The organism is Bacteroides sp. An51A (genome assembly GCF_002161565.1).
GTDB lineage: Bacteria > Bacteroidota > Bacteroidia > Bacteroidales > Bacteroidaceae > Phocaeicola > Phocaeicola intestinalis.
Map to the genome: position 1 here is coordinate 874,431 of NZ_NFIC01000001.1, position 25,484 is coordinate 899,914.

The 25,484-nt window shown below is 42.1% G+C and carries 23 protein-coding genes; 18 read left to right on the forward strand and 5 right to left on the reverse strand.

Annotated features, from left to right (window positions below):
• Positions 1-246 precede the first annotated feature (246 nt).
• The gene (locus tag B5G04_RS20385; RefSeq protein WP_239414018.1) at positions 247-1,029 is read left to right on the forward strand and encodes a HAMP domain-containing sensor histidine kinase; all 783 of its coding nucleotides are present in this window, start codon (positions 247-249) and stop codon (positions 1,027-1,029) included.
• Between the two features lie 140 nt (positions 1,030-1,169).
• Here the strand turns inward: B5G04_RS20385 and B5G04_RS03495 are convergent, their stop codons facing one another.
• Positions 1,170-3,983, reverse strand: a complete 2,814-nt coding sequence (locus tag B5G04_RS03495) for a M16 family metallopeptidase (RefSeq protein ID WP_087395770.1) — start codon at positions 3,981-3,983, stop codon at positions 1,170-1,172.
• Positions 3,984-4,209: 226 nt separating this feature from the next.
• Here B5G04_RS03495 and B5G04_RS03500 point away from each other — a divergent pair, with 226 nt between their 5' ends.
• Positions 4,210-4,704, forward strand: coding sequence for an AAA family ATPase (locus B5G04_RS03500; RefSeq protein WP_087248456.1), 495 nt, complete (start codon positions 4,210-4,212; stop codon positions 4,702-4,704).
• A 69-nt stretch (positions 4,705-4,773) separates the two neighbouring features.
• Positions 4,774-5,664, forward strand: coding sequence for an Rpn family recombination-promoting nuclease/putative transposase (locus tag B5G04_RS03505; protein WP_087248458.1), 891 nt, complete (start codon positions 4,774-4,776; stop codon positions 5,662-5,664).
• Between the two features lie 515 nt (positions 5,665-6,179).
• On the opposite strand, the gene B5G04_RS03510 is transcribed toward B5G04_RS03505, so the two are convergent.
• From B5G04_RS03510 to B5G04_RS03520, 3 genes are all read right to left on the reverse strand, one after another.
• Positions 6,180-6,899, reverse strand: coding sequence for an ABC transporter ATP-binding protein (locus B5G04_RS03510; RefSeq protein WP_239414019.1), 720 nt, complete (start codon positions 6,897-6,899; stop codon positions 6,180-6,182).
• On the reverse strand, positions 6,890-7,822 hold the full coding sequence (locus B5G04_RS03515) for a hypothetical protein (RefSeq protein ID WP_087395772.1): 933 nt from the start codon (positions 7,820-7,822) through the stop codon (positions 6,890-6,892). The genes B5G04_RS03510 and B5G04_RS03515 overlap by 10 nt, the downstream gene beginning before the upstream one ends.
• 87 nt (positions 7,823-7,909) lie before the next feature.
• The gene (locus B5G04_RS03520) at positions 7,910-8,170 is read right to left on the reverse strand and encodes a hypothetical protein (protein ID WP_022041147.1); all 261 of its coding nucleotides are present in this window, start codon (positions 8,168-8,170) and stop codon (positions 7,910-7,912) included.
• Between the two features lie 239 nt (positions 8,171-8,409).
• Between B5G04_RS03520 and B5G04_RS03525 the strand changes: the two genes are divergently transcribed.
• The 3 genes from B5G04_RS03525 to tatC all read left to right on the forward strand — a co-directional run bounded on the left by B5G04_RS03525 (position 8,410) and on the right by tatC (position 10,225).
• On the forward strand, positions 8,410-8,982 hold the full coding sequence (locus B5G04_RS03525) for a superoxide dismutase (RefSeq protein WP_087248462.1): 573 nt from the start codon (positions 8,410-8,412) through the stop codon (positions 8,980-8,982).
• A 206-nt stretch (positions 8,983-9,188) separates the two neighbouring features.
• Positions 9,189-9,413 (forward strand): twin-arginine translocase TatA/TatE family subunit, encoded by a 225-nt coding sequence (locus tag B5G04_RS03530; RefSeq protein WP_022041145.1) that lies wholly within the window; start codon positions 9,189-9,191, stop codon positions 9,411-9,413.
• Complete coding sequence (gene tatC, locus B5G04_RS03535; RefSeq protein WP_239414020.1) at positions 9,410-10,225, forward strand: twin-arginine translocase subunit TatC; 816 nt, start codon at positions 9,410-9,412, stop codon at positions 10,223-10,225. Before B5G04_RS03530 ends, tatC begins: the two co-directional genes overlap by 4 nt.
• Positions 10,226-10,298: 73 nt before the next feature.
• Here the strand turns inward: tatC and B5G04_RS03540 are convergent, their stop codons facing one another.
• The gene (locus B5G04_RS03540; protein WP_087248555.1) at positions 10,299-11,138 is read right to left on the reverse strand and encodes a hypothetical protein; all 840 of its coding nucleotides are present in this window, start codon (positions 11,136-11,138) and stop codon (positions 10,299-10,301) included.
• 272 nt (positions 11,139-11,410) lie between these two features.
• Here B5G04_RS03540 and B5G04_RS03545 point away from each other — a divergent pair, with 272 nt between their 5' ends.
• The 12 genes from B5G04_RS03545 (at position 11,411) to B5G04_RS03600 (ending at position 25,468) form a co-directional block, all read left to right on the forward strand.
• Positions 11,411-12,847 carry an HD domain-containing protein gene (locus tag B5G04_RS03545; protein WP_022041142.1) on the forward strand — a complete coding sequence of 479 codons (1,437 nt, stop codon included), beginning with the start codon at positions 11,411-11,413 and terminating at the stop codon, positions 12,845-12,847.
• 153 nt (positions 12,848-13,000) lie between these two features.
• Entirely contained in the window at positions 13,001-13,621 is a 621-nt protein-coding gene (locus B5G04_RS03550) for a CatA-like O-acetyltransferase, family 2 (protein WP_087248464.1), read from the forward strand.
• Positions 13,622-14,043: 422 nt separating this feature from the next.
• Entirely contained in the window at positions 14,044-15,348 is a 1,305-nt protein-coding gene (locus B5G04_RS03555; RefSeq protein ID WP_087395774.1) for an MATE family efflux transporter, read from the forward strand.
• Between the two features lie 495 nt (positions 15,349-15,843).
• Positions 15,844-16,428, forward strand: a complete 585-nt coding sequence (locus tag B5G04_RS03560; RefSeq protein ID WP_087248468.1) for a UpxY family transcription antiterminator — start codon at positions 15,844-15,846, stop codon at positions 16,426-16,428.
• Between the two features lie 410 nt (positions 16,429-16,838).
• Entirely contained in the window at positions 16,839-17,525 is a 687-nt protein-coding gene (locus B5G04_RS03565; RefSeq protein WP_087248470.1) for an FHA domain-containing protein, read from the forward strand.
• Between the two features lie 9 nt (positions 17,526-17,534).
• Positions 17,535-19,070 carry a serine/threonine-protein kinase gene (locus B5G04_RS03570; RefSeq protein WP_087248472.1) on the forward strand — a complete coding sequence of 512 codons (1,536 nt, stop codon included), beginning with the start codon at positions 17,535-17,537 and terminating at the stop codon, positions 19,068-19,070.
• Complete coding sequence (locus tag B5G04_RS03575; RefSeq protein ID WP_087248474.1) at positions 19,063-20,055, forward strand: serine/threonine-protein kinase; 993 nt, start codon at positions 19,063-19,065, stop codon at positions 20,053-20,055. The genes B5G04_RS03570 and B5G04_RS03575 overlap by 8 nt, the downstream gene beginning before the upstream one ends.
• A 2-nt stretch (positions 20,056-20,057) precedes the next feature.
• Positions 20,058-20,972 (forward strand): protein phosphatase 2C domain-containing protein, encoded by a 915-nt coding sequence (locus B5G04_RS03580; RefSeq protein WP_087248476.1) that lies wholly within the window; start codon positions 20,058-20,060, stop codon positions 20,970-20,972.
• Positions 20,973-21,020: 48 nt separating this feature from the next.
• The gene (locus tag B5G04_RS03585) at positions 21,021-21,569 is read left to right on the forward strand and encodes an FHA domain-containing protein (RefSeq protein WP_087248478.1); all 549 of its coding nucleotides are present in this window, start codon (positions 21,021-21,023) and stop codon (positions 21,567-21,569) included.
• 18 nt (positions 21,570-21,587) lie between these two features.
• Complete coding sequence (locus tag B5G04_RS03590; protein WP_087248480.1) at positions 21,588-23,108, forward strand: FHA domain-containing protein; 1,521 nt, start codon at positions 21,588-21,590, stop codon at positions 23,106-23,108.
• Positions 23,105-24,772 (forward strand): WG repeat-containing protein, encoded by a 1,668-nt coding sequence (locus tag B5G04_RS03595; RefSeq protein ID WP_087248481.1) that lies wholly within the window; start codon positions 23,105-23,107, stop codon positions 24,770-24,772. The genes B5G04_RS03590 and B5G04_RS03595 overlap by 4 nt, the downstream gene beginning before the upstream one ends.
• An 18-nt stretch (positions 24,773-24,790) precedes the next feature.
• Positions 24,791-25,468 carry a porin family protein gene (locus B5G04_RS03600; RefSeq protein WP_087248483.1) on the forward strand — a complete coding sequence of 226 codons (678 nt, stop codon included), beginning with the start codon at positions 24,791-24,793 and terminating at the stop codon, positions 25,466-25,468.
• The last annotated feature ends 16 nt before the right edge of the window (positions 25,469-25,484 follow it).

A 25,484-nucleotide genomic window follows, 5' to 3' on the forward strand; every position in this document is an offset into this window, starting at 1 on the left:
ATTCGGTATTCTTTAAATGAAATTGATTCATTAGTTAATTTACATTTATGCAATAGAAATCTCAAAAGCCAATATGTAGTTTGTGTTGTCAATCCCTATAACGAAAACGAAATATTTCAGAAAAGTCAACAAAAAACAATACCCACGATAGGTAGTCTCAGAACCTCAATTATACCAATCAGAATAAACAAATCTTTAGGTATACAGCTTATTTTAACAAATCCGCATAAAGTTTTTTTTGAACGCATGGGGCTTCTCATTATCTCCACATTGATTATCTTATCTTTTGTCATCTCCTGCATCATCTACCAAATCCGTATCATCGCGCGTATGAACAAGATTTTCCAGATACGGGAAGACTTCACCTATGCCATGATACACGACATGAAGACACCGCTCAGCTCCATTTTCACCGCACTCTATTTCCTGCATAGCGGAAGGCTGGACAACAAACCCGAGACAAAAGAGAAATATTACACCATAGCCGAAAACGAAGTGGACCACCTGCTGACCCTTACCAACAGGGTGCTCACCCTGTCGAAGCTGGAAAGCCACAAGCTGGAAATGAACCGGGAAGACGTACAGCTGGAACCGATAGTAGAAAACCTGACCGTGAAGTTTACCGCCAAGGCGCAAAAGCCTGTCCGCTTCACCGCCGACTTGAAGGCTCCGATGGTATATGCCGACAAAGAATACCTGGAAGAGGTATTGAGCAACCTGATGGACAACGCCATCAAGTATTCGAAACCCGAAGGAGTGGACATCCGTATCCGTTCGGAACTGAACGAGAAATACACCGTCGTCAAGGTACATGATAACGGCTTGGGCATTTCGGAAGCTGACCAGCGCACTATCTTCAACAAGTATGAACGTGCCGCAGCCGGACGAAAGAAGAACAAGAACAGGCCTTCCGGCTTCGGCTTAGGGCTGAACTTCGTACAACAAGTGATGCATGCCCACGAAGGAAAAGTATTCGTCACCAGCATCGAAGGAGAGTTCACCGAATTTGCATTATTATTTCCAAGGTAATTATTCAGGTGACTAGGTACTAGGTGACTAGGTGACTAGATATTAAATACATTAGTAAACATCAGCAAGACTATATACTTGATAAAGTATTGTTTTTTAAAACCTAGTCACCTAGTACCTGGTCAACTAGTTAACTAAAATCACATCGGCATCACCACAAATACACGGTAGTTCTGCTGGGCTTCCAATTCTTTCATGAAGCCGCAGATATCCGCCGCGCTTATCGCTTCAATCACCGCCTTGGTATCGGCAGGCAATTCGGAAGGAAGCAGTTCGTTTCCGGCTATCTCGCCACACCAATAACTGTTGGTGCGCTCCATTTCGGCAAACTGCTTTACCATAAACTCTTTTACCTTGGTAAGTTCTGCCTCATCTACCTGTTGCGCCAGCTTCGTAAATTCGTTGCGGATAATCTCCAGCGCCCGGTCTTTCTTCTCCGGCTTCATCGGGAATACGGTCTGATATACCAAAGGCACATCCGAAGTACGCTCCAGCATACCGCTGGTAGAAATGGAGTAAGTAGCCCCCTCTTTCTCTCTTACCTCGCTGAGCAGGCGGGCACTCATCAGCTGGGCACACATCGATGCCAATATCCGGTTCTTGAAGTTATAAGGAACGGTTCCGCTTACGAAGATACCTCCATACGCCTGCGGCACTTCCATTTTCAGTTTGACCTCTCCGGTCTTTTCGCCTGCAGTCACCCCAATTCCGCTGATACGCTTGATTTCAGCCTTCTGTGTCGGGTCGGACGGCAACGAAGCCAGATATTGTTCCGCCAGGCTTTTCAATTCTGCTTCATCAAAGTTTCCACTGAATACGAAAGTAAACTGGGAAGCATTGGCAAGCTGTTCGCGGATTATCTTCAGGATATGCTCACGGTTCGCCCCGTCGACATCCGCTGCATCCAACATCTGCATACGCGGCGACTGATACATAAACTGATTCAATTTCTGCTGGAAAATCAGTTGGGGATTGGATTCCTGGTTCTGAAGCACGCCTTTCAACAGATTCTGTAATGCCGTAAACTCATCGGCGGTGACATTCAATTGCGTGAAGTTCAGATAAATCAATTCCATAAGGGTCTTCAGGTCTTTGGGAGTGGCATTGCCGCTGACATTGCGCACATAATGGTCCAGTTCGATATTGACAACCGCTTGCTTTCCTGCCATTTGCTTTGTCAAATCGGAAAAGGTGAACTCGCCCAAACCATGCTGGGCAGCCACGACAGGCATGAATAGCAAATCGTTTACCCATTCGTCGCCGTAAACCGACGTACCGCCTTTAGCCGTAGCACGGAATACGATTTCATCGTTCTTGAAATCGGTCTTCTTCACAATCACTCTCACCCCGTTCGACAGCATCCATTCCTTGGCACCAAACTGGGGAAGCGCTTTTTCCGATACTACCTTTCCGGCTGCCGGAAGCTGGCTTATCAGCGGTTCATCCTTTACATTATCCACATACGGGGCAATCTCTTCGGCATCTATCTGTGCCAATGAAGCCTTCAGGGCCGCGGCATCCGGACAAACGACACCTTCTTTTTCGGGAAGCGCAATCAGAACAGCCATGTTCCGTTCGTTGAGCAACCGGGCATACATCTGATTGACCGCCTCTACCGGAATCTGATTGGCAAGCATATTCATCAGCTGATACTCGTTCTCGATACCCGGAATCGGTGTCTTGTCGAGGAAGTTACGGACATAAGATTCTGCCAGCTTCCGGTTCTCCTGATGATTGCGGTTATTGTATGCCTGCTCCAGTTGCGACAGGTATTCAGAACGGCAACGGGCATATTCGGTAGCGGTAAAGCCTCCGCGTTTGGCACGCAACACTTCCCGATAGACCGCATCCATAGCCGGTTCGGTGTCGCTCCCTTTCGGCACGGCAATATATGCCATCGCCTTCTTGGTCTTACACAACTCCATGTCGCCATGCTGTCCCTGCGCCAAAGCATACGGAGCATCCGGCAGGGTGGAGATGTCGTGCAGGCGATACATCATCATCATGTCCGCCATGTCCAGCATGTATTCGGTGGTAAGCGCCAGCATCGTGTTGCGGAGCGAATCGGGCAATACATCATACTTGAAATAGAACTTCACCAGCGAGTTGCCCTGCTCCTTGTCCTGTCCGATGGCTATCACCGGTTCGGTAAAATCATCTACCGGATAATAAACACGTTCGGCAGGCTGGGCAGGAAGCTCAATAGGCGCAAACAGCTCCTTGATTTTCGCTTCGATGCGGTCTACATCCACATCACCTACCACCACGACTCCCTGCAAGTCGGGGCGATACCATTTCTCGTAATAATCGCGCAAAGCCTGATAAGGGAAATGGTCGACAACAGACATCAGTCCGATAGGAGAACGGCTGCCATACCGGCTATCCGGGAAAATAACCGGTGATGTCTTTTCAAAGATACGCTGCATGGGAGGCATCTGGCTGCGCCATTCTTCATGAATCACGGCACGTTCCTCATCAATGGCTTTGTCTTCGAGCAACAAACCGTTTGCCCAGTCGCTCAAAATCAGCAGGCAGGAGTCCTGCACGCCGATGCGTTCCGAAGGCACTCCGCAGATGCGGTACACGGTCTCGTCGACAGCTGTATAGGCATTGAGGTTCATGCCGAACTTCACGCCTACCGATTCCAGCCAGGGAATCAACGTGTTGCCGGGGAAATGCTTGGTGCCGTTGAAACACATGTGCTCTAAGAAGTGAGCCAATCCGCGCTGGTTTTCTTCTTCCTGAATGGACCCTACCTTTTGGGCGATATAGAAGTCCACCTGGTTTTCCGGATAGTCGTTGTGACGGATGTAGTAGGTCAGTCCGTTGTCCAGTTTTCCGATGCGGACGTTCTTGTCCACTGGTACAGGAGGCATCTGCTGTGCACGTAATCCCAAAGGAAGCATGCAGCATCCCGCCAAGGCAAAACAAATAAATTTCGTAAATCTTTTCATAAGTTTTTCTTACTATTTTATTAAACAATCTTTCTTTTAACAGCACAAAGATAAGTATTAGTCTCCACATATTATGTTATCACAATGTTATCTTTAGGTTAACGGGACTTACAGCATAGAGCTACAGACGTGGGCAGCTGATACCAAACAAAAAACAACCTTCTGTATAATCTGTGGTGAAAAAATGTACCTTTGTCGTACGACAAACCCATAAAACAATTCTGGTATGGAAAAGGAAAAAGTGAAAGGCATCCCTTACGGAGTGGCAAGTTTCAAACAGTTAAGGCAGGAAAATTCCTATTACGTAGACAAGACGATGTATCTTCCCATGCTGGAGGAGATAAGCAACTACCTTTTCCTTATACGTCCCAGAAGATTCGGAAAGAGCGTATTTGTCAGCATGATGCGGACGTATTACGACATTGCCAAAGCGGACCGGTTCGATACACTCTTCGACGGACTCTGGATAAAAGAACATCCCACACCGTTGAAGAATGCCTTTCAGATTATCTATTTTGATTTTTCCATTGTGGGAACAGGATTCAATGAACAGGAATTGGAAGAAAACTTCAACAAATATTGTGGACAAGTACTGGACGTTTTTGCCGAAATCTATGCCAGTTTCTACGACAACGGATTTGAGCAAGAAGTCAAAAAAGAAAGCAGCGCCCGTTCCAAGCTGAACTACCGCTTCTTAATAAAATCGATGAAAGGCAATTAAATCCCGAAAACCAATGGATAATTTCACTGAAATTCGTATCTTTGTAAATCATAAAAAACAAATTCGCTTATGGAAAGCAGAGAATTAAGAGACAGATACGTCAACCCGTATACCGACTTCGGTTTCAAGAAACTGTTCGGCACCGAGATAAACAAAGACTTGCTTATCAGTTTCATCAATAGCCTGCTCCATGGCAGAGAAGTGGTGAAAGACCTCACCTATCTCAATACCGAACACCTCGGCATCAGTGAAGCCGACCGCAAAGCCGTGTTCGATGTTTATTGCGAAAATGAAAATGGCGAAAAATTATTAGTCGAGATGCAGCGAGGCATCCAGCAGTATTTTAAGGACCGTAGTCTTTACTATGCAACTTTTCCCATCCGTGAACAAGGACAGAAAGGGGAGTGGGATTATCAGCTGAAATCAGTCTATATCATTGGCATCCTCAACTTCACGTTTGATAAAGATAACGACAATTATTTCCACCACGAAGTGCAATTATTTGATAACCAGACCAAAGAAGTCTTTTACGATAAACTGACTTTCATCTACTTGGAAATGCCCAAATTCAATAAAACAGAAGATGAATTGACTGACATGTTCGAGAAATGGCTTTTTGTTCTTCGCAATCTTTCCCGATTGATGGAACGTCCCAAAGCCTTACAAGAACGCATTTTCACCAAGCTTTTCGAAGCTGCCGAAATTGCCAAGTTCACTAAGGTGGAATACGATAATTACGAAGAAAGCTTAAAAATCTATCGAGACTGGAAAAATACGATTGATACCGCAAAGAAAATTTCATGGGAAGAAGGACATGAAAAAGGGAAAGAAGAAGGGAAAGAAGAAGGACGGGAAGAAAAGGCTGCCGAAATGGCTCGAAGTTTAAAAGCGGAAGGGGTTCCTGTTAATATTATCGCTAAATGCAGCGGTTTAAGCGAAGACCAAATCAACACCCTCTAAAAATGCATACGAATTCAATATAAATCAGAAACTGTTCTGAATGTCTCCAAAAAGTTTTTCTTGGCTTGATGTTTCCGTTTTCCCCGATAAATTTATTTGACCGAATATGAACCAATACATGATTGAATGGTTCATAATCTGCTTTAAGCAGTCTTACTTTTACGTTCTCCAATTGAAAACCGTACGTTCTCGATATGGAAACCGTACGGTTTTCAATTGGAGAACGTACGGTTTTGATATGGAAACCATAAAAGGATGCCGCTTGCATCGATAATATAACCTAAGCGGAAACTGAAATGTAGTGAACGTATTGAGGGATTAATTATGCGAATCAGGAGTTAAACGTAGTTATGTTTCACAGGAGTTATCACTTCGTTCAGGAGTTAAAGGCCAATAGCCTTGCTTCTGAAACCGGCGCCAAAAAGCATTGGCATCTAACTCCCAGCGGGCGATAACTTCCTATAACTCCCTTTTAACTCCTGATTGTATAAATGTACGCAACGTCCTTCTTTGATTCATTCAAAACTGTTTCCGTTTTTTTCAATCCGTGTAATCTGTGGTGAAAAACACTCACGCTTCCTCTTCTTCGTGCAGAATAAACCGTTCGATTTCTTCACAGACCCGCAGGCGAATCTTTTCAGCAGCTTGCCTTCACGCAGGTAATAGATAGTGTCGCACACCTCGTGCAAGGCATCCAGCCGGTGCGAAGATACGATGACGGTTTTCCATTGTGCTTTCAGGTTGCGAATCAGCTGCTTCATCTGGATACATCCTTTCAGGTCAATGCCATTGAACGGTTCATCCAGGATATAAAGGTCGGGGCCTTGCAGACAGACCGCCATAAAGCCTAACTTCTTTTGCATTCCTGTGGAATATTCGGAAGCATAGCGGCCGAGAGGAAGACGGAACATTTTTGTATTCAAGTAATCTATTTGCTTCCGGTTGACCTTCTTCCCGTATGCCCGCAGGCAAAACTCGATGTATTCGTATCCCGTCACCAGCGGATAAAAGAAATTATCGGCTGGCAAATAACCTACCGTCACCCACTCGCCTTTCCGAATCATGCCTTCATACGAAGCCATCCCCGTCAGGCAACGGAACAAAGTTGTCTTTCCTGATCCATTGTCCCCTACCAGTCCATACACTTTTCCCCAGTCGCAAACCAGCGAAACATCATCGAGCACTTTTGCGCGCCCGAACGACTTTGACATATTCTCCACACGTATTATTTCCATATAGCTTTCCATTTTATCCATACCGCATACGAAAGTATTCCCACGACCGTCAATTCTGCCAGACAGCCCACCCAGGCGAAACAAGTCCATGCAAACAAAGGAATACATACGACAAGCTGCATCACCGCAATACCGACAATTACCGGACAGACCCAACGGAACAACGCCATGCTTTGCAGATAGAGAATACCCGATGTCAGGCAGGAAAAGAAAAACAGTACGTCTTCTGCCCGGAACCCTCCGGCAAGGCACATCATCCCGAAAGGCAGGAACAGCACCGATGCATTCCAGCTATTCGCTTTCCATAATTCCCTCTGCAGGATATGATAACTCTTGAACTTCTGCAACAGATGTGCATCGAGTACGTAGCTGTAGGCACCCGACTGGATAATGCCCCAAACCAACATGCCCACCTTTGCCACCCGTACATTGCCGTTCAGACATCCCAATGCCGACATACCTATTACAATAAGGTATAGCCAGCTCATGCGACGGAACATCCGGAGATATTCCATATTGCCGGCATACAGGAATCCGAACCTTATGGGGGTTATCCGGAAACGGACAGGAGGCACGAAAGGCAACAGGCAAATCCCCAACGGCATGCACAAAGCTATCAGCCATTCGCCCCGTATCCCTGCTATTACGGCAAAAGGCAGGCTTAGCAAAAGGTATTCGTAGCAGAAGAAAACCGACACATTATCGGTAAACCTGCGCAAAAATTCCCTGTCCTTCCTTGCCTGGTGATAAGCACCTATCACCAGCAGGCAGGCAACCGGAAGCATCCAGCCTGTCTTTACCTTACACAATATCGCTACGGCAAGGACGAGCAGCCCAACCAGCAACACGCTCCGCACAATGCCCAATTCCTTCAGCAACCTGCCTCCGCTCTGCAGGCGTAACTTGACATAATATCCAAACATACCTCTGTGCCCGTTCAGCATTTTTCGTAATGATACAACTTACTGATTACTATTGTTTCATAGACTTATCTTCTTTAAAAACAGTTCTTATCTTCTTGCAGAATCCGAAGAGTTTCCCAACACCTGTTTCAACCACGGATATCCCCAAATGATTGCCATATAGACTATACCAATGAATAGAAGTGAACCGAGTGCCGCTCCCAATTCATACCTCCATTCATAAGTGTTCCAAACTACCTGACCATCAACAAGCCATTGTTTCAGGGGACGATAACCACATCTGACAAACAGATATACCCACGCAAAGATGACCAACATCTGCATACGATTCACATGCTTAGCTTTCATATTTCTCATTTAAGTTTTACTGACGCAAAAGTAAGCATCTGTTCTCACACACTATGTTATCGCAATGTTATTTTTAGGTTAACGAGAATTGGCTGGAGGTGCTGGTTGCTGATTTGCATCACTTGCCAAACCTCTCTACATAACAATCCGGAAATTTATGGCAAAGAATATACGGATTGCCACAACTTTTTCGTATCTTTCCGTGTTGATAATATATAAACCCTTTAAAAACAAACATCATGAAACATGCAATGCCTCAGCTTCCCTACACGATGGAAGCACTGGCTCCACTGATGAGCCAAGAAACTTTAGAATACCATTACGGCAAGCACCTGCAAACCTACGTGGACAATCTGAACAAACTGATAGCCGGAACGCCCTTCGAGGACATGAGTCTGGAAGACATTATCTGCAAAGCCGACGGAGGCATTTTCAACAATGCCGCACAAGCTTGGAACCATACATTCTTTTTCGAAACACTGACCGCACAACCTCAAGACATACCTGCCTCGGTGGCAGATAAACTGGCAAAGGACTTCGGGTCGGTAGAAGCATTCAGACAAGAGTTTACCCAAAAAGCTACCACTCTCTTCGGTTCGGGATGGGTATGGCTGGCAGAAGATGCCGGCAAGAAACTTTGCATCCTTTCCGAACCGAACGCAGGCAACCCGCTGACCCGAGGCATGAAGCCCATCCTTACCATTGATGTATGGGAACATGCTTACTACATCGACTATCGTAACCGACGGGCTGCATACATCGAAGCATTCTGGAAACTGATAGACTGGACAAAAGTTGCTGCACGCTTCTAAAACAACCTCTAAAATCGAAACACTGATTTGCGCCGATTCATGCGGATTGATTCTTTCATGGAAAATCCACACGAACCGGCGTTTTTCCACTATCTTCTGTTTTTCCGTCTCGTTTTTTATTTTTTATTAAAAACACTTGCCTTTATACTCCCTTCTTTGATTTATTTGTTACTTTTGTCGCCGAAATTTCATTAAAAGCAAGAAATATGAACACTACACTCTTACTCCTGGGCATCGGTATGCAAGAACTGATTGTCATCGTATTGATTCTGTTGCTGTTTTTCGGCGGAAGGAAGATTCCTGAACTGATGAAAGGACTGGGTAAAGGCGTGAAAAGCTTTAAAGACGGTGTGAACGGACTGGAAGAAGACTTAAAGGCAGACACAAAGAAAGACGAAAACACCCAACCGAATACCGATAAAGACAAATGATGAAAGAGAAAGGGGATAGCACAAAAACGAACGATGCATCGAACATGACTTTTTGGGATCACGTAGATGAATTGCGGAAAGTGCTATTCCGCATCATCATCGTGACGGGAGTGCTCATGCTTGCCGCCTTCTGCTTCAAAGACGAACTGTTCGGCATCATCCTTGCACCCAAAGAGAATGGCTTCATTGTCTACCAATGGTTCGACCGTATCGGAAACGCCTTACACATTCCGGGATTATCCGTCCCAGATTTTCATATACAGCTTATCAATACCAAACTTTCGGGGCAGTTTCTTACCCACATGAGCGTATCGCTCTATGCGGGCATTGTGCTGGCTTCGCCTTACATACTTTATCAACTGTTCCGTTTTGTCTCGCCTGCCCTTTATGCCAACGAACGACGTTATTCCCTACGCGTAGTAATGTGGGGCTACATACTGTTCCTGCTAGGCGTACTGTTCAGTTATTTTCTGGTATTTCCTTTTACTTTCCGCTTCCTTGCCCTTTATCAGGTCAGTGCGGAAGTAGAAAATGCGATTCTGCTCAGTTCATACATAGACACTCTGACTATGCTGAGCCTGATGCTGGGCATCACGTTCGAAATTCCCATCCTTGCCTGGCTTTTCGCCAAACTGGGATTTCTTACATCTACTTTCATGCGTACTTACCGCAAACATGCCATTATCATTGCACTGGTCATATCTGCCATCATTACGCCTACATCGGATGCCATTACCCTGATATTGGTAGCTGCCCCGATGTCCCTACTCTACGAAGCCAGCATCTTTATCGTGAAGCGGACTAATAAGTGACAGAGACACTCCGGATCAAGTGTGTATGCTGGCTTAAGAAGAGCGGTTCTGAACAGTTTGTTGTACTTGGGAATTATTCCTTGCCAGCTTTTTCCGCTTCTTCCATCTTACGGGTGACAAACTTCAGCTTCAGGTTTGCTTCGTTCTGTTCTTTACGGATTTGTTCCATTGCCGAAAGAATACGCGCCAAGTCACTAACAGCCGCTATAGCCTTCACATCATCGGTACGCATCGTAGTTGTATAATTTCGGTCACCGATAAATTCCAGCCGGAAACGGCGTTTGTCTTGATTGGCAACGATAAAGGCGGCTACCCCCCCGTCATCCTTTCCTACCCGATAGTCGGCTTTCTCGATTGGACGTCCCAAATCGGTCGTCTCATAACTGTCGGGCGAAGGAGCAGTCTGGGCAAACAGGTCGCCATCTGTGCTCACTTTTACTGCCGTATGGTGTATGCTTCCACCGGCACAATAAATCGAGGTAAGCAACATCTCTCCCAGCTCGTTCACCTGAGCCCGTAAGAACGAACGCCCGATGTTCTTCTCTACCACTTGTGTAGGATAAAAATAATTGCCGGTCTCCTGATAGGCAGTATCCTTCTCAAGCACGAAACGGTCTTTTATCGAATCAAGCGCAGCTTGCTTCACCTGCATCATACTATCCAGGTAAGCCAGCGTCTTGCGCTGTTCGTGCAGGTCGACCTGCTGCATCAGGCGGACACCTGCTTTACGCACATCCACGGCCTTAGGATAAAGCGTGCGGATACTGTCTATCTGCAGTTTGGCAAGGTTGTAGTTTCCGGAGGCAAACGATAACTCAGCCCGCTGAAACAATTCTCCTGCACGTTTCGAATCATTGTTGCACCCCGCAAGGAACATCACCAGGCACACAGCCGCTACCATCATCTTTTTCATACGCATCAGTTTTTAATATCCGAACACAGAGACAGGCAAATGCAAAAACATTGTAAATAAAACGTCCGGCATCGCCTTTTCACTTGAAATACAAAGGAAATTTTCCAGAGAGTCGTATCTCCGTGTTCATTTTTTATCATTATCAATCTCCTTTCATGAAACAAAAATACAATTTAATCGGTTCATATTCGGTAAAGCTCCCCTATTTTTTGTAATTTTGCACGCTATTTACGAGTTTTGAACACAAAAAACGAAACGAAAATCAACTAAGAATGAATCTGAAGGAACATTTTACCAACAAAATATTCAACTTGATTTCCGAAACCGCCGATGAACTGGGATTGGAATGTTACGTAGTAGGAGGCTACGTACGCGACATTTTCCTCAACCGGACTTCGAAAGACATTGACGTAGTAGTAGTAGGAAGCGGCATCGAGGCCGCCGAAGCTTTGGGCAAAAAACTGGGACGCAAGGCACACGTATCGGTATTCCGTAACTTCGGCACCGCACAAGTAAAATACTTCGATACCGAAGTGGAGTTTGTAGGGGCACGGAAAGAATCATACAGTCATGACAGCCGCAAACCCGTAGTAGAAAACGGTACACTGGAAGATGACCAAAACCGCCGTGACTTTACCATCAATGCCATGGCGGTCTGTCTGAACCAGGCGCGATACGGAGAACTGGTAGACCCTTTTGACGGGCTGAAAGACTTGAAAGAACGGATTATCCGCACACCGCTCGACCCGGATATCACGTTCAGCGATGACCCATTGCGTATGATGCGCTGCATCCGGTTTGCTACCCAACTGAATTTTTACATCGATGAAGAAACATTCAATGCCTTGGAACGCAACCGCGAACGCATCAAAATCATTTCGTACGAACGTATCAAAGACGAGCTGAACAAAATCTTGCTTTCACCCATACCGTCGAAAGGATTCGTCGACTTGGACCGCTGTGGCCTGCTGGAACTGATATTTCCCGAACTGACAGCTCTACAAGGTGTAGAGGTGCGGAACGGACGTGGACATAAAGATAACTTCTACCACACCCTGGAGGTGGTGGACAATATTTCCAAGGTTTCGGATAATCTTTGGTTGCGTTGGGCAACTCTATTGCATGACATCGGCAAGCCACGCACTAAACGTTGGGACCCACGTCTGGGATGGACGTTCCACAACCATAACTACATAGGAGAAAAAATGGTACCTGAAATCTTCCGTCGCCTGAAACTCCCGATGAACGAAAAGATGAAGTATGTACAGAAGCTGGTAGGACTGCACATGCGTCCCATTGTGATAGCCGATGATGTTGTGACCGACTCTGCCGTGCGCCGCTTACTCTTCGAGGCAGGTAATGATATCGATGACCTGATGGCATTGTGTGAAGCCGACATCACTTCGAAAAATGAAGCCCGTAAACAACGCTTCTTGGACAATTTCAAATTAGTACGTCAAAAATTGAAGGATTTGGAAGAAAAAGACCGCATCCGTAATTTCCAGCCGCCGGTAGACGGAGAGGAAATCATGCAGATATTCGCCCTACATCCTTGCCGTGAAATAGGTGATCTGAAGAGTGCCATCAAAGATGCCATCCTTGACGGCCTCATCCCTAACGAACACGATGCAGCTTTCCGTTTCATGCTGAAGAAAGCTGAGGAAATGGGGCTGAAGCCAGTAAATTTACCTAATAACAACCTCATATAAAATACACATATAATATAGGATTCCCGTTCGCCTGCAAATTGAATGGGAATCCTTTTATGAACCTGAGTTATCCAACATATTGTCCCTTTTGTTCTATCCATTGTCCAATATCTTACTTACCTTTGCCCTTATTATACTATATTAATGATAGAAATGAAAGAAGTAAATCCGAAAGAAACGACCCGTGCATACGCATTTGAAATGTGGATAGATGCCCCCATGCCCATGCTCACCTTTTTCAAGACCATAGATGTAACCCGCCTTGCCCGGATAAGCAAACGGCCTGGATTAAAGTTCAATATGCTGATGTGCTGGTGCATCGGACGGGCAGCACGCCATATCAAAGAGTTCTATATGCTTCCGGTCGGTAAAAAATTGATAGAATATGACAACATTGCCGTTTGTGCCGTTGTGGCTAATAGAGAAGGAGAAATAAGCTCCTGCGACATTCCTTTTTCTAATGACCTGAAACAATTCAATGAAGATTACCTGCGGCTGACCAGGCAAGTTGCTGAAAGCTGTCAGAATCATGACTTGACGGATTGCATGGTGATTGGCACATCTGCCCTTGTGCAATATGAAATAGACGGAGCGGTAGGTATGTACAGCGGAGTGTTCAATAATCCGTTTCTGATTTGGGGCAAATACAAACGGCATTTATGGAAACTGAAACTGACTGTTTCTTTCCAGTTTCATCATACACAGATGGACGGCGCGCATGCTTCGTGTTTTTTGGAGAATCTGCAAAAAGAAATCAACTGTCTGGTGGTATAATCAACAACAAATGTTATCTTTGCAGAACTAATGCCAGTCAGGAGTTAAACGTAGTTAAGTTTCACAGGAGTTATCACTTCGTTCAGGAGTTAAAGGCCAATAGCCTTGCTTCTGAAAACGGCGCAAAAGGTATTGGCATCTAACTCCCAGCCCGCACCGACGGGCGATAACTACCTATAACTCCCTTTTAACTCCTGATTCGCATAACTAACAGAAAAATACCAGTTGTTCAATCCTATGAAATGGCAAGTGTGCATATAGCTGCGCTTAACGGATAGCATTTCAGTCATAGCTATTCAGCAACGGACAGGCTTATAACAGGTTTGTCCTTTCTTGTTTTGCCATTATTCCAAATTTATAATTATGCGATGTGTCATGCCGCTACGTGCAGCAGGACTTGTCGCATCATATCAAGTTGAACAATGAACTATACATATAAGCATATTTGGCTCATCGCTTTTCCTGTAATGATGAGCATCCTTATCGAGCAACTTATCAATATTACCGATGCCTTATTCTTGGGGCACGTAGGCGATGTAGAACTTGGGGCATCCGCACTTGCCGGAATCTGGTATCTGGCTATCTATATGCTCGGCTTCGGGTTCAGTTTAGGGCTACAGGTAGTAATCGCCCGCCGTAACGGAGAACAACGGTATGAAGAAACAGGAAAAACGTTCTTTCAAGGACTGTTTTTCTTGCTGATGCTAGCGGCATTCCTTTGCCTGTTGTCTCAAATACTTTCTCCAGTTCTGCTGAAACATCTGATAACTTCAGACGATGTCTACAACGCAACTGTGTGTTATCTGAATTGGCGTATTTGGGGATTGTTATTCTCTTTCCCACTCCTAGCCTTACGTTCGTTTTTAGTAGGCATTACGCAGACAAAAGCCTTGAACATGGCGGCTTTCACAGCCGTACTGGTGAATATTCCGATGAATTGGCTCCTGATATTCGGATTCGATATGGGCATATCAGGAGCAGCCATAGCTTCTTCGTTTGCCGAAATGTGTTCGCTGGTAGTATTGACAATATATCTGTTCCGGCATATTGATGAAAAAGTATATGGCTTACGCTGGCACATTGAGATAAAGATATTAAAAGAAATATTTTCTATCTCGGTATGGAGCATGCTCCAATTCTTTGTCAGTGTAGCCATTTGGTTTCTGTTCTTCTTGGCTATCGAGCATTTGGGAGAAACAGAATTGGCTGTATCGAATATTGTAAGAAGTGTTTCAGCCCTGTTTTCCGTTATCGTCAATGCACTGGCTGGTGTTACCAGTTCTTTGGTGAGCAACCTGATTGGAGCAGGTGAAAAGGGAAAAATCTTCCCGCTTTGTCACAAAATTATCCGTTTAGGATATGTGACAGGTATCCCATTGATTGTTCTTGCCTTGGTCTTTCACCAACACATTATCGGGGCTTACACAGAAAATCCGGTTATCGTACAAGTTGCATGGTTGCCGTTTATGGTTATGCTGCTGAATTACTTCTTTGCACTTCCCGGCTATGTTTATCTGAACGCAGCGACAGGAACAGGAGCAACGCGGACTGTATTTGTATTTCAACTGACAACAACCATTGTTTATCTGTTTTGCTTATGGGGATTAAGCCATCGTAATGTTCCGTTAGCAGCTTATTGGGCAGTGGAATACCTGTTCGTGCTTGGGCTTGGGGTGCAGTCTGTCATTTATCTTAGAGCCTGTCGTTTAAATTTTCCAATAAAGTAATATTCTATCAGGTCCTTTTTCGTTTGTTTCCGGCCTGTTTTCCCGATTTTTTTCCTCAGATAGCCCGCTATCCTCCTCATAAAATCAGAAAAACATCCTCGAAAACAATTCGAAAAATTAACCTGAGCAAAATTTAAACGAACTCTTATTATTCTTTGGTGTCTATATAAATATGTAAAAGTAACACAATGATATATGATGTATATATTTTTAATTAGTTTTTAATAAGTTCTTTATACATAACGAGATAGATATGTAAAAAATGCAGATTTACACACTTTTGTCTCTGTGTAGGCTTATATGAAAATAGATATGATATAAAATAATTTGTTTTTCAATATTATATGCTATCAGATGATTTATATTTGTAATAATTAGGTGTGTTGTTTAGCAGGAATCGATTATTTTAGTGTAAAATGTTTTTAGATTATCTATATTTTACATACATTTGCGAGTGTCAATCTATTTCTTTCGGATAAATTGACGAAAGTTTAAATGCGAAAAGCAATGGAGATATGTGGTCAAATTCATTCGGTTTCGCCTGTCGGAAATGTGACAGACGAAAGCGAAGCATGTCCAAAGCATTGGTTTGTCGCTCTGGTTCAGATGAATTGTGAAAAGACAGCGAATAAAAAACTGCAGTTGTTAAATTTTGAGACTTTTCTTCCCATACAAATAGAAATGCATCAATGGAGTGACCGCAGGAAAAAAGTGGAGCGTGTGGTGATTCCTATGATGATTTTCGTTAAATTGACAACTAAAGAATTGGAGAAAGTTCGTAACTTGTCGTTTATATATCGTTTCTTGACGGCTCCTGGTGAGCATAAACCTGCTATTATACCAGATGAACAGATTGAACAATTCAAGTTTATGTTGGGAAATGCAGATTCTGAAATCACGATGGAGCCTTTGACTATTCGGAAAGGAGATAAAGTTAGGGTGAGACGCGGGTCGTTAAGAGGATTAGTCGGCTATGCATCTGTTGACTCTGATGGAAATTCCAAGATAATGATTGTGATAGATTGTTTGGGATGTGCCAGCGTGTCCATTTCAGCAAAAGATTTAGAGCATGTAAAATGATTTTAAAATTATCTTCATTTTATTTAGCCCCCTTTTCTTGTCATCATGAAACTTTCTAACAATGAAAGAAGAATCAATGTTTTCACTTACGATCAAGCAGACCATGTGAGAAATAAATCCCATCGGAAATATAGAATTGCAACTGGAGTAAAAAAATAGTGATTAATGATTACATTCCTGCAAATGAATATAAGTGAAATGACCATAAAAAGAAATCAATTAAAATTCTATTGCTTCTAAATAAAATAGCTGACTTGGCGTTTGAAGTCGGAGAAAAAAATGGAGAAATAATCTGTAATTTTTTAGAACTTTCATGATAAGTCATGTTTTATTGGGAAGAATAAATCCTGCATTAGGAATTTGGAAATGTAAAAAAATAAGAGTGATATAAAACTGTATATAAATAAATTATGAGCAGCAATAAAACTATTATTCCGGGAATGGAAGATGCATATACGGATTTACCGCAAAATCATCGCCAATCAGAACCTAAGCCACATGACGGCACTTTTGTCCCCAATCCATTTGGGACAGTGCCCAATAATGTTCCTAATCAGAAACCAGTTGTCGGTTTTCTGTATTCTATTTCAAGAACAAGTGCCGGTGAATATTGGCCGCTTCACATAGGTTCAAACAGTATCGGACGTTCTGCAGATTGTGATATTTGCTTAAGTGAAGCAACCGTATCAGATCAACATGCAGTACTGGTTGTAAGGCAAATGAAAAATCCAGAAAAAATCATTGCCTCTATTTGTGATGCCCGTTCAACTTGTGGGACAATGATAAATGGTGAGAGTCTGGGATTTGATCAAAGAGAATGTTTTAATGGTGATATTATTACTATAGGTGAACATTATGATTTGTTTTTTATCTTAATTGATGCCAAACAAATTGGTTTGAACGTTTGTCGTGAGTTTATGTCAACACAGGCCTCCAACAACACTCCCATAAATACCAATCCTTATGCAGCACCGGCCTTTAATCGTTATACTCAAGGATATGATGAGGGAAATGCTGTTTCCCAAGGTGGAACAGTCGGATTGGATGAATCAGGGAATAAGCCTGTCACGAAACCTGGTGGAACTATATTTATGTAGCAATCTCCGATGCAAATCAGAAGATTACAGGGACAAACCGAGAAACAGAAAGGCATATATTACGAATATGATGCCGATTCCCCTCCGCTAGGAGAGGGGGGAATGGGAGTTGTATATCGTGGCTTTTGTGTAGATGAAAAAAGCGGTGTGCGAACAGAAGTCGCGATAAAAGCATTGCATGACAATCTTCCTGAAGAAGTTTATGCCAGGGCTGAGCGTGAAGCTTCCATTCAATTTCGGCATGACAATCTTGTAGAGATGTTAGGGCTAATAAGTGTCTTTGAAAAAAATCGTTGGGGCGAAGTAATCTATCATCATTATGTCATTAGTGAATTCCTGCATGGTATGGAGTTGTCTGATTTATTAGTCGGGCATTTTGACAATGTAACGGATCAGGATAATGATTTCGCTCGTAACCTGTATAGAAACTACGTAAAAGACAAGGAAAATACATCCATATATATCATTAAGAATATTTTGTCAGGAGTGTTGGCATTGCATGATAAGGGGTATATTCATCGTGACATTGATCCAAGCAATATAATGGTGACCAACAATGGCTGCATAAAATTGATAGATTTCGGTATTGCAAAGAATCTGAATGCTTTAGGTTCTAAAGACAAGTTAATGACAGCAGCGGGAAAATTCATAGGGAAAGCAGAATATGCTTCGCCGGAGTTAGTATTGGGTGATGTCAAAAGCCAGAATTATACGACAGATATCTATGCTTTAGGTATTCTTTTTTACAGGCTTTTAGTAGGAGAGTTGCCTTTTACGGGCAGTCAATACGAGGTTTTGCAGGAACAGCTTAAGCGTAAAGTCCCTGTAAAAAATATAGAAAATAAAGCATTGGCGAAAATCATTCGGAAGGCAACAGAAAAAAAACAAACGAATCGGTATCATTCCATTGCTGAGTTCCGAGTTGCAATTGATATGGCAGAAAAATGTCCTTCGAAAAACAATCTTTGGAAATATGCTGTAGCCATAGTATTGGTCGTAGGCGTGGGTTGTGGTACGTGGTTTTACTTTGCACATAATGCCGAAAGCACAAACGCAATTCTTTCAGAACCGACACTATCTGAACGCTATAAAAAAGCTTTGTCATTATTAGATTCTAATATGGAAAATTCTGTTAAATTAGGGTTTAAGCAAATGCAGGAATTGGCTAATGAAAACTATGATAGTGCAAGAGTTGAAGTAGGAATTACTTATTTTTCAGGAACTAAGAGTGATATGCTCCTTCAAAGAAGGAAGCATTTAAATTTGAGCAACGATATTGATAAATTTGAGCTCAATAAAGTTATAGAATACTTGTCTAAAATACAAGACACATCAGTTTTAACTCCTGAAATGTATTATATATTAGGAGCCGCCTATTACACAGTCGATGCAGAGAATAATATATTGAAAGCTTTAAATTCTTTTGAAAGAGCTTTAAGGCTATTGGAACAAAAAGTAAACTCTCGGCACGGATATGATAACGAAGAACTTCAGAAAGTCTTAACGGAGAATATAGAATTGTTAAAATCCATCAAGTATGAATAATAACACTGTTCAGCAAGTATACCAACGTGAAGGGGATCCGCATATTTATCTACAGGTCTCGGGGCAGTGGTATTACTATGATCCGAACTCTACCCCATTAGGCAATGGTGCAATGGGAACAGTTTATTTAGGATTTAGTTGCAACTCCAATCAAAGAGTTGCAATAAAAAGGGTCAAGGATATATATGCCAACAATAAAATGATTAGAGAAAGGGCAAAACAAGAAGCCTCCTTGTCTTTTTCCCATCCGAATCTGGTGCAGATGATAGGTCTATGTGAATATAATCCTGATTATGGACCTATATTTATTTTAAGCGGTTATGTAGCTGGAATAACCTTAGAAACCCATGTCCGGGAACAGTTAAATGCTTTACCCCCGGCAGATAGAATAGAAAAGATTTCTAATGAAATTTGTAATGTGTTGGATGCATTGCAATATCTTCATTCCAGAGGGGTGGTACATCGGGATGTAAAACCATCTAATGTGATGATAGAAAATGGTTCAACAGTAAAACTTATGGATTTAGGAATAGCCAGGATGAGTGGAGGAAATAAATATTCATCTTTTGGTTTTATCGGAACCCCACAATATGCTGCTCCTGAACAGATTTTGCGAGATTCTGCCGATACGGAAATCAATGCGCAAACAGATATTTATTCTACAGGAATCACGTTCTATGAATTGTTAACAGGACATAATCCTTTTAAGACAAATATAGAGGCCGAGATTTTATCCAGACAAATATCCATGAAGTTGCCGTATGACAAAAAAATCCCGAGAAGATTATATAATGTTATATTAAAAGCAACAGAAAAATCCCCATCAAAACGCTTTAAATCTGCACTTGAGTTCAAATTAGCAATAAAGGAAGCTCTTCAAGGGGAAAGTAATCCGATCAAGGAAATGTTTGAAGAACACAAGAAACTGATAATAAGCATAGCTGTATTGTTGTTTGTTCTTTTAATTATCTTATTTATAATATAATTATGGTCACACCAATTGAAATAAATGGAGAAATATTAGGTTTTATCGATTCCCGAATAGGAGGAAGAAAAGAAAATCAGGATTCAGCCGGTATAAAAAAAACGACACTCGGATATCTGATAGTAGTATGCGATGGTATGGGGGGTATGCAGGGTGGTAGTGTTGCATCTCAGCTTGCTGTCCAGAAGATTCTTGAGACCATGGCTTCAGCAGATAAACAGGCTAACCCTTCTATGACGTTGATTAAAGCCATCAGAAATGCGAATATGGCCATTATTGAGGAGGGTAAAAACACTCCGGAACTTCAAGGTATGGGGACAACAGTAACAGCACTCCTTCTGACACCCCGTTCTGCTATTGCAGCTTATGTGGGGGACAGCCGGATATATCAATTGAGGAAAGGGAAAAAAATTTTCAGAACGTTTGATCACTCAATGGTATTTGAGATGGTCAAGAAAAAAGTCATATCCGAAGAACAAGCCAGACTGTCTGCACAATCTAATGTTATATTAAAAGCACTCGGAATAGAAACAGATATGGAAGTTGAGACAATTGAGCTTCCTTACCGAAAAGGGGATCGGTTCGTTCTTTGTACAGATGGTTTTTGGGGAGCCATGCCGGAAGATGAATTTATTAAACATTTATCCGAAAAGAAATCCATTGACAAAATACTTGATTCCACGGCAAATGTTATAGAAAGCATAGGGAGGAACAGCGGAACTGAATATGACAACTTGACTGCAGCCATATTGGAGATGAATGGCAATTCAACTTTAAAGAAGAAGATGAAAAAGTCTACTAAAATCTTATTGGTTATTTTGTCTTTATTGCTGATAGGAGGGGTTGTGTTCAATATCCTTATGCAACACGGTGACTATTCTTTTTGGGAAAGGATTTGCAACATGATTAACAGATAAAGGAAGAATATCCTTTTATGGGAAATAAGCCAAATAGAAATATAGGAAATGAAAAAGATATATACAATAGGTAGGGATGAAGGATGTGATATTGTAATACCGGACAACACCGACATTATCAGTAGGCTACATGCAACCATTAGGGTTGAGTCGAATGGCAAGATATTCTTGACAGACCAAAGTCGGAACGGTACTTATGTCAACGGAATGAAAATGTCCTCCAATGTAGAGATACCCGTATCGCGTAAGGATGTTGTATCATTTGCGCATATCTATAATTTGGATTGGTCATTGATCCCTTTTCAAAAGAAAAATACACTTCGAACAATGCTAGTAGTAGTTATGTCGTTAGCTGTTTTAACTGGTATTGCTTTAGGAACAAAATATCTCTATGATAATAACCGGCAGGTGGCGCCAGTGGAGCCTCAACCAATAGCAGAACCACCAACAGTCATTCCGGAACCTGAACCTGATACGGTAATTGTCAGAGACACTGTAGTTGTGAAGCCAGAAGCCCCCGTTCCACCTAAGCAGGAAAATAAAGACACGATTAAAGCGAACAAAACAAAAGAAGAAATTTACGATCCTATATACTAAATAAAAACATATATACGCATGAAGCTGATTGTAATAGGAAGTGGGAATAATTCTCATATAAGATTAAATAGCCAATTTGTTAGTGGTTATCATGCCGAATTGCTGTTGCTTGACAATGGAGAAATCCTGTTGACAGATAAAGGAAGCAGGAATGGTACTTATCTTAATGACCATAGGCTGCAACCGGATAAAGAGGTTCCAGTAAAAAGGGGTGATGTTATCCGCTTTGCTGATCAAATATTGGATTGGAATAAAATACCTGCCCTTCCCATGCCAGACATGTCTAAAATTAAAGAGATGAGAGGGATTGGAACGAATTTCAGAAACAAATATCAATTACAAGGGGATAAAGTCAGCCGTTTCCACGCAACACTCAAATTAATGAGCGACAAGAAATGGTATATACAAGACCATAGTAAAAACGGGACAACAGTGAACGGGCGGGCAATCCCTCCCAATCAAGATGTGAAATTAAAAAAAGGGGATAAGATATTATGTGCTGGGGTATCGGTTCCAAATCCATATGGTGAAGGGAAAACTGTCAATTATAAAAAAATCTTTTCCGTTTTGTTCATTGTGCTCCTATTATGTGGCGGCATATATGGAATTTATCGCCTGATTGGCAATAATTGGGATAATAAACCTACAGCATTGTCTTATTCTGGCAAGCACATGTCAGATGAAGAAATTTATACCAAGTATAAAAATTCGACTGTGTTATTATTGGGATTTTATTATTACAAAGTTTCTGCCGGTAATTTGGATTTGGAGAAATTGGGACTGCCTACTGAAGTCGTTTGGGCGAATGGAACAATTCAAAAGGTTGATGGAGGGCGTTCTAAAATGAATAGCTTTACTGGAACAGGATTCTTTGTTTCAGAGGACGGTAAGATTGTAACCAATTTACATATCACTAGACCTTGGTTGTTTGATAAGGAATTGTCTATGATATCAGATAAATACAAAATGCTTATCGCTACTGTCGCATCCGAGAATCCTGCACTTAATGCTTTTACTTCTCAAATTAAGGTAGAGGGAGTGCTTTCTTATATTGGTATGGTACCTAACGGCTCCTATTTTAGCGTGGAAAACTTAAAGCAATGTCGGGAATTGGTCGGGCATGACAATATAGAAAAAGATGTCGCCATACTGCAATTGGAATCCAAAAGGTTACCTGATGAAAACATCTGCATAGTAGACTTGAATCAAGCTGTTATTGATGATTCGGAAATAAGGGTCGGATCACATATATACACGATGGGATTTCCTTTCGGTTTAAGTCTTCAAGACTTGAAGTCATCTAAAGGAGTACAACTCCTTGCAAATGGTGGAAGCATCACACAAGAATGCACCAGATATTCCTTTGGATTTAATGCCCCATCATACGGAGGTGCAAGCGGATCTCCTATATTCAATGACAAAGGCCAATTGGTTGGGGTATTGAACTCTGGAGTGAGCAAAAGTCAAGGTTTCAACTATGCCATAAAAGCAATTCATGCGAAAGAATTATTAACCCAATCAATGGAGGATAATAATTGAAAGCTTTTATTCTATTTGTAATAGTGTTGTTATTCCCTGCTGCCAGTGGTATGGCTCAAAGTATGGAATGGTTGTGTCGTCCTGGAAGTTTTTCCGGAATACAATACATGGGGCATGATTTATTTAAAGTACAATCAGAGGGGAAATGGGGGATAATATCCGCTGTTGACGGGAAAGAAGTGTTGGAAGTCAAATATGATAGTATAACTTCTTACGTTGAAAATAGAGCCTTGGTTTTGGATAAAACGGGACGTAGGATATTGAGTATTATAGACCAAAACGGGGAAATTTTGCGTAGTTTTGCAGATAAACCCATATATGCGACAGCCTATCCTTATTATAAAGAAGGGCTGTTAGGGTATAAAGACGAATCCGGCTTATGTGGTTATCTAAATAATCAAGGTAATATTTCGATTAAAGCCCGCTTCTATTTAGCTGCACCGTTTCAAAACGGCATTGCAACTGTTCAATATGCCGATGGAGATGGATATTATGGCCTTATCAACAAGTCTGGTGGCTCTGCTATTATATCGGATACAAAATACAAGTTCTTAAGTTCTTTGGTTGATGGACGACTATTGGCTGTAACTTCATCTATAAGAGGAGGTGACTTGTTGAGAATCATGAAGCTGGATGGAAACAAGTTAGATGGTGTTAAAAAGCTTGAAAGCAGAATGTTCGTTGACCTGTCTGATGATTTTACATATTTGGCAAGCCAAAACGGGCATCATTACTACATTGACAATCAGTGGCGTATATCAGGGGCAAATTATAATTTTGACCTGCCTTATAAAATAAATGATACGCCATTGTTCATTACCGAAAGTTCTGAGTTGCTCAGCAAGCAAGAGACGCAGGATGGAATTCAAATAACATACTTAGGAAAACCTATATTGGAGCATTCGTTTAATTCTGTAGAAACGTATGAGAAAAAGTATGCAATAGTCGGTGCAAAAAATAAAACAATAGGTATTCTCAAATTGAATCCTTCAGCCGGCATTGAACTGGTTGCTCCTACTCAAGTTATTGTCTTCCATCATAATCCGCTATCAAGCAATTTGACAGGGAATTTGGACGAAATGGAGCCTCAACAATATGTGGAAGTTGAAGTGGACATGAAAGATGTGAATCCTTTACGCTTGAAATGCTATATCAACGAAGACGGCTACTTGCGTTATGCCCCATTAAAACGACACGGAGAAGTTTGGAAATTGCATCTGCCCTATTTTCAGTCCGATACGAAATTTGATAATGTAACAACCCGACAAGTGGATATTGCAGTAACTTATGATGGTTTGGAATGGATGCATCGCTTGATAACCTTGTCTTCAAAACACGAAGAAGGGTATGATGTTAGTGTAACGGGTGGAAATTCAACTGATGAAAAAGGTAATGCTTTGCTTAATATCGTAATAGAATCGAAGGTCGGAAAGTCTAATGTTACTACTCAGGTTAAAGTATCAGGGGGCGAGGAATATAGTTTTGCACCTGGGGAAAAAATGGCAATCTCTATACCCGTTTATATCCCTGAAGGGGAAAGTAGAACGTTTACATATAATATAACTATATCAGAAGAAGGTTGCCCTACGATAAAGAAAGAAATCAGCAAGATGGTTACTCATCCAAAACGGGAAAGGGAAAAGAAAAAAATCACTATTATATAACCATTTAATAATTATTTTATGAGAAAGAAATTGTTCATCTTAGCTGTCAGTGCCTTTCTTGCATTGAGCAATGTCATGGCTCAGGTCAAAATAGACAGGGGGTATGGCAATCCCAAAACTGAAACAGATGGGAGATTGGTAACAAAACGTCATGGCTCTGCTTTGGCTATAAAGTATGGTGTAAAAGCTGGAGTCAATCTTTCGAATATAAGCAATGATATGACGTTTGACCCTGGTTTCTCTATGGGAACAGGATTTCAAATTGGTGCTTTGATGAATTTCCACTGGGGGCAACGGACGGCAAGCAGTCTGCCTGGGACGGGACTGTGGGGACTGCAACCGGAAGTGTTATACTCATATCAGGCGATAAAAAGTGACGGTGGTGATATCAAACTCAATTATATAAAAATCCCAGTAATGCTGAAAGTATATCCGTTGTCTGCGCTTAGTATCGAGGTGGGACCGGAGTTCTCTTATCTGTTGTCATCTTCCCCTGATTTTTTAAAGTTGAGTGATGCCAATGTGAAAGTAGGCGACTGTAAAGGTTTTAATTGGGGTATAGGAGTAGGTGCTGCATACGAGTTTGATTTCGGTTTTATGGTTGGTGCAAGATACTCAATCGGTCTTACCGATTTAGGGGAGAATTTGAAATGGAAAAACAACAACATTCAAGTCACGGTAGGCTGGCTGTTCTAATCCGATTTATTAACGT

What these genes read in the sequence shown, in the direction of transcription:
- B5G04_RS03555 (WP_087395774.1), top strand. Translation starts at nt 14,044, where the DNA reads ATGAACTATACATATAAGCATATTTGGCTCATCGCTTTTCCTGTAATG.
- B5G04_RS03505 (WP_087248458.1), top strand. Translation starts at nt 4,774, where the DNA reads ATGGAAAGCAGAGAATTAAGAGACAGATACGTCAACCCGTATACCGAC.
- B5G04_RS03570 (WP_087248472.1), top strand. Translation starts at nt 17,535, where the DNA reads ATGCAAATCAGAAGATTACAGGGACAAACCGAGAAACAGAAAGGCATA.
- B5G04_RS03545 (WP_022041142.1), top strand. Translation starts at nt 11,411, where the DNA reads ATGAATCTGAAGGAACATTTTACCAACAAAATATTCAACTTGATTTCC.
- B5G04_RS03550 (WP_087248464.1), top strand. Translation starts at nt 13,001, where the DNA reads ATGAAAGAAGTAAATCCGAAAGAAACGACCCGTGCATACGCATTTGAA.
- B5G04_RS03495 (WP_087395770.1), bottom strand. Translation starts at nt 3,983, where the DNA reads ATGAAAAGATTTACGAAATTTATTTGTTTTGCCTTGGCGGGATGCTGC.
- B5G04_RS03520 (WP_022041147.1), bottom strand. Translation starts at nt 8,170, where the DNA reads ATGAAAGCTAAGCATGTGAATCGTATGCAGATGTTGGTCATCTTTGCG.
- B5G04_RS03600 (WP_087248483.1), top strand. Translation starts at nt 24,791, where the DNA reads ATGAGAAAGAAATTGTTCATCTTAGCTGTCAGTGCCTTTCTTGCATTG.
- B5G04_RS03590 (WP_087248480.1), top strand. Translation starts at nt 21,588, where the DNA reads ATGAAGCTGATTGTAATAGGAAGTGGGAATAATTCTCATATAAGATTA.
- B5G04_RS03585 (WP_087248478.1), top strand. Translation starts at nt 21,021, where the DNA reads ATGAAAAAGATATATACAATAGGTAGGGATGAAGGATGTGATATTGTA.
- B5G04_RS03510 (WP_239414019.1), bottom strand. Translation starts at nt 6,899, where the DNA reads ATGGAAATAATACGTGTGGAGAATATGTCAAAGTCGTTCGGGCGCGCA.
- B5G04_RS03540 (WP_087248555.1), bottom strand. Translation starts at nt 11,138, where the DNA reads ATGAAAAAGATGATGGTAGCGGCTGTGTGCCTGGTGATGTTCCTTGCG.
- B5G04_RS03580 (WP_087248476.1), top strand. Translation starts at nt 20,058, where the DNA reads ATGGTCACACCAATTGAAATAAATGGAGAAATATTAGGTTTTATCGAT.
- tatC (WP_239414020.1), top strand. Translation starts at nt 9,410, where the DNA reads ATGATGAAAGAGAAAGGGGATAGCACAAAAACGAACGATGCATCGAAC.
- B5G04_RS03560 (WP_087248468.1), top strand. Translation starts at nt 15,844, where the DNA reads ATGCGAAAAGCAATGGAGATATGTGGTCAAATTCATTCGGTTTCGCCT.
- B5G04_RS20385 (WP_239414018.1), top strand. Translation starts at nt 247, where the DNA reads ATGGGGCTTCTCATTATCTCCACATTGATTATCTTATCTTTTGTCATC.
- B5G04_RS03515 (WP_087395772.1), bottom strand. Translation starts at nt 7,822, where the DNA reads ATGTTTGGATATTATGTCAAGTTACGCCTGCAGAGCGGAGGCAGGTTG.
- B5G04_RS03530 (WP_022041145.1), top strand. Translation starts at nt 9,189, where the DNA reads ATGAACACTACACTCTTACTCCTGGGCATCGGTATGCAAGAACTGATT.
- B5G04_RS03565 (WP_087248470.1), top strand. Translation starts at nt 16,839, where the DNA reads ATGAGCAGCAATAAAACTATTATTCCGGGAATGGAAGATGCATATACG.
- B5G04_RS03575 (WP_087248474.1), top strand. Translation starts at nt 19,063, where the DNA reads ATGAATAATAACACTGTTCAGCAAGTATACCAACGTGAAGGGGATCCG.
- B5G04_RS03500 (WP_087248456.1), top strand. Translation starts at nt 4,210, where the DNA reads ATGGAAAAGGAAAAAGTGAAAGGCATCCCTTACGGAGTGGCAAGTTTC.
- B5G04_RS03525 (WP_087248462.1), top strand. Translation starts at nt 8,410, where the DNA reads ATGAAACATGCAATGCCTCAGCTTCCCTACACGATGGAAGCACTGGCT.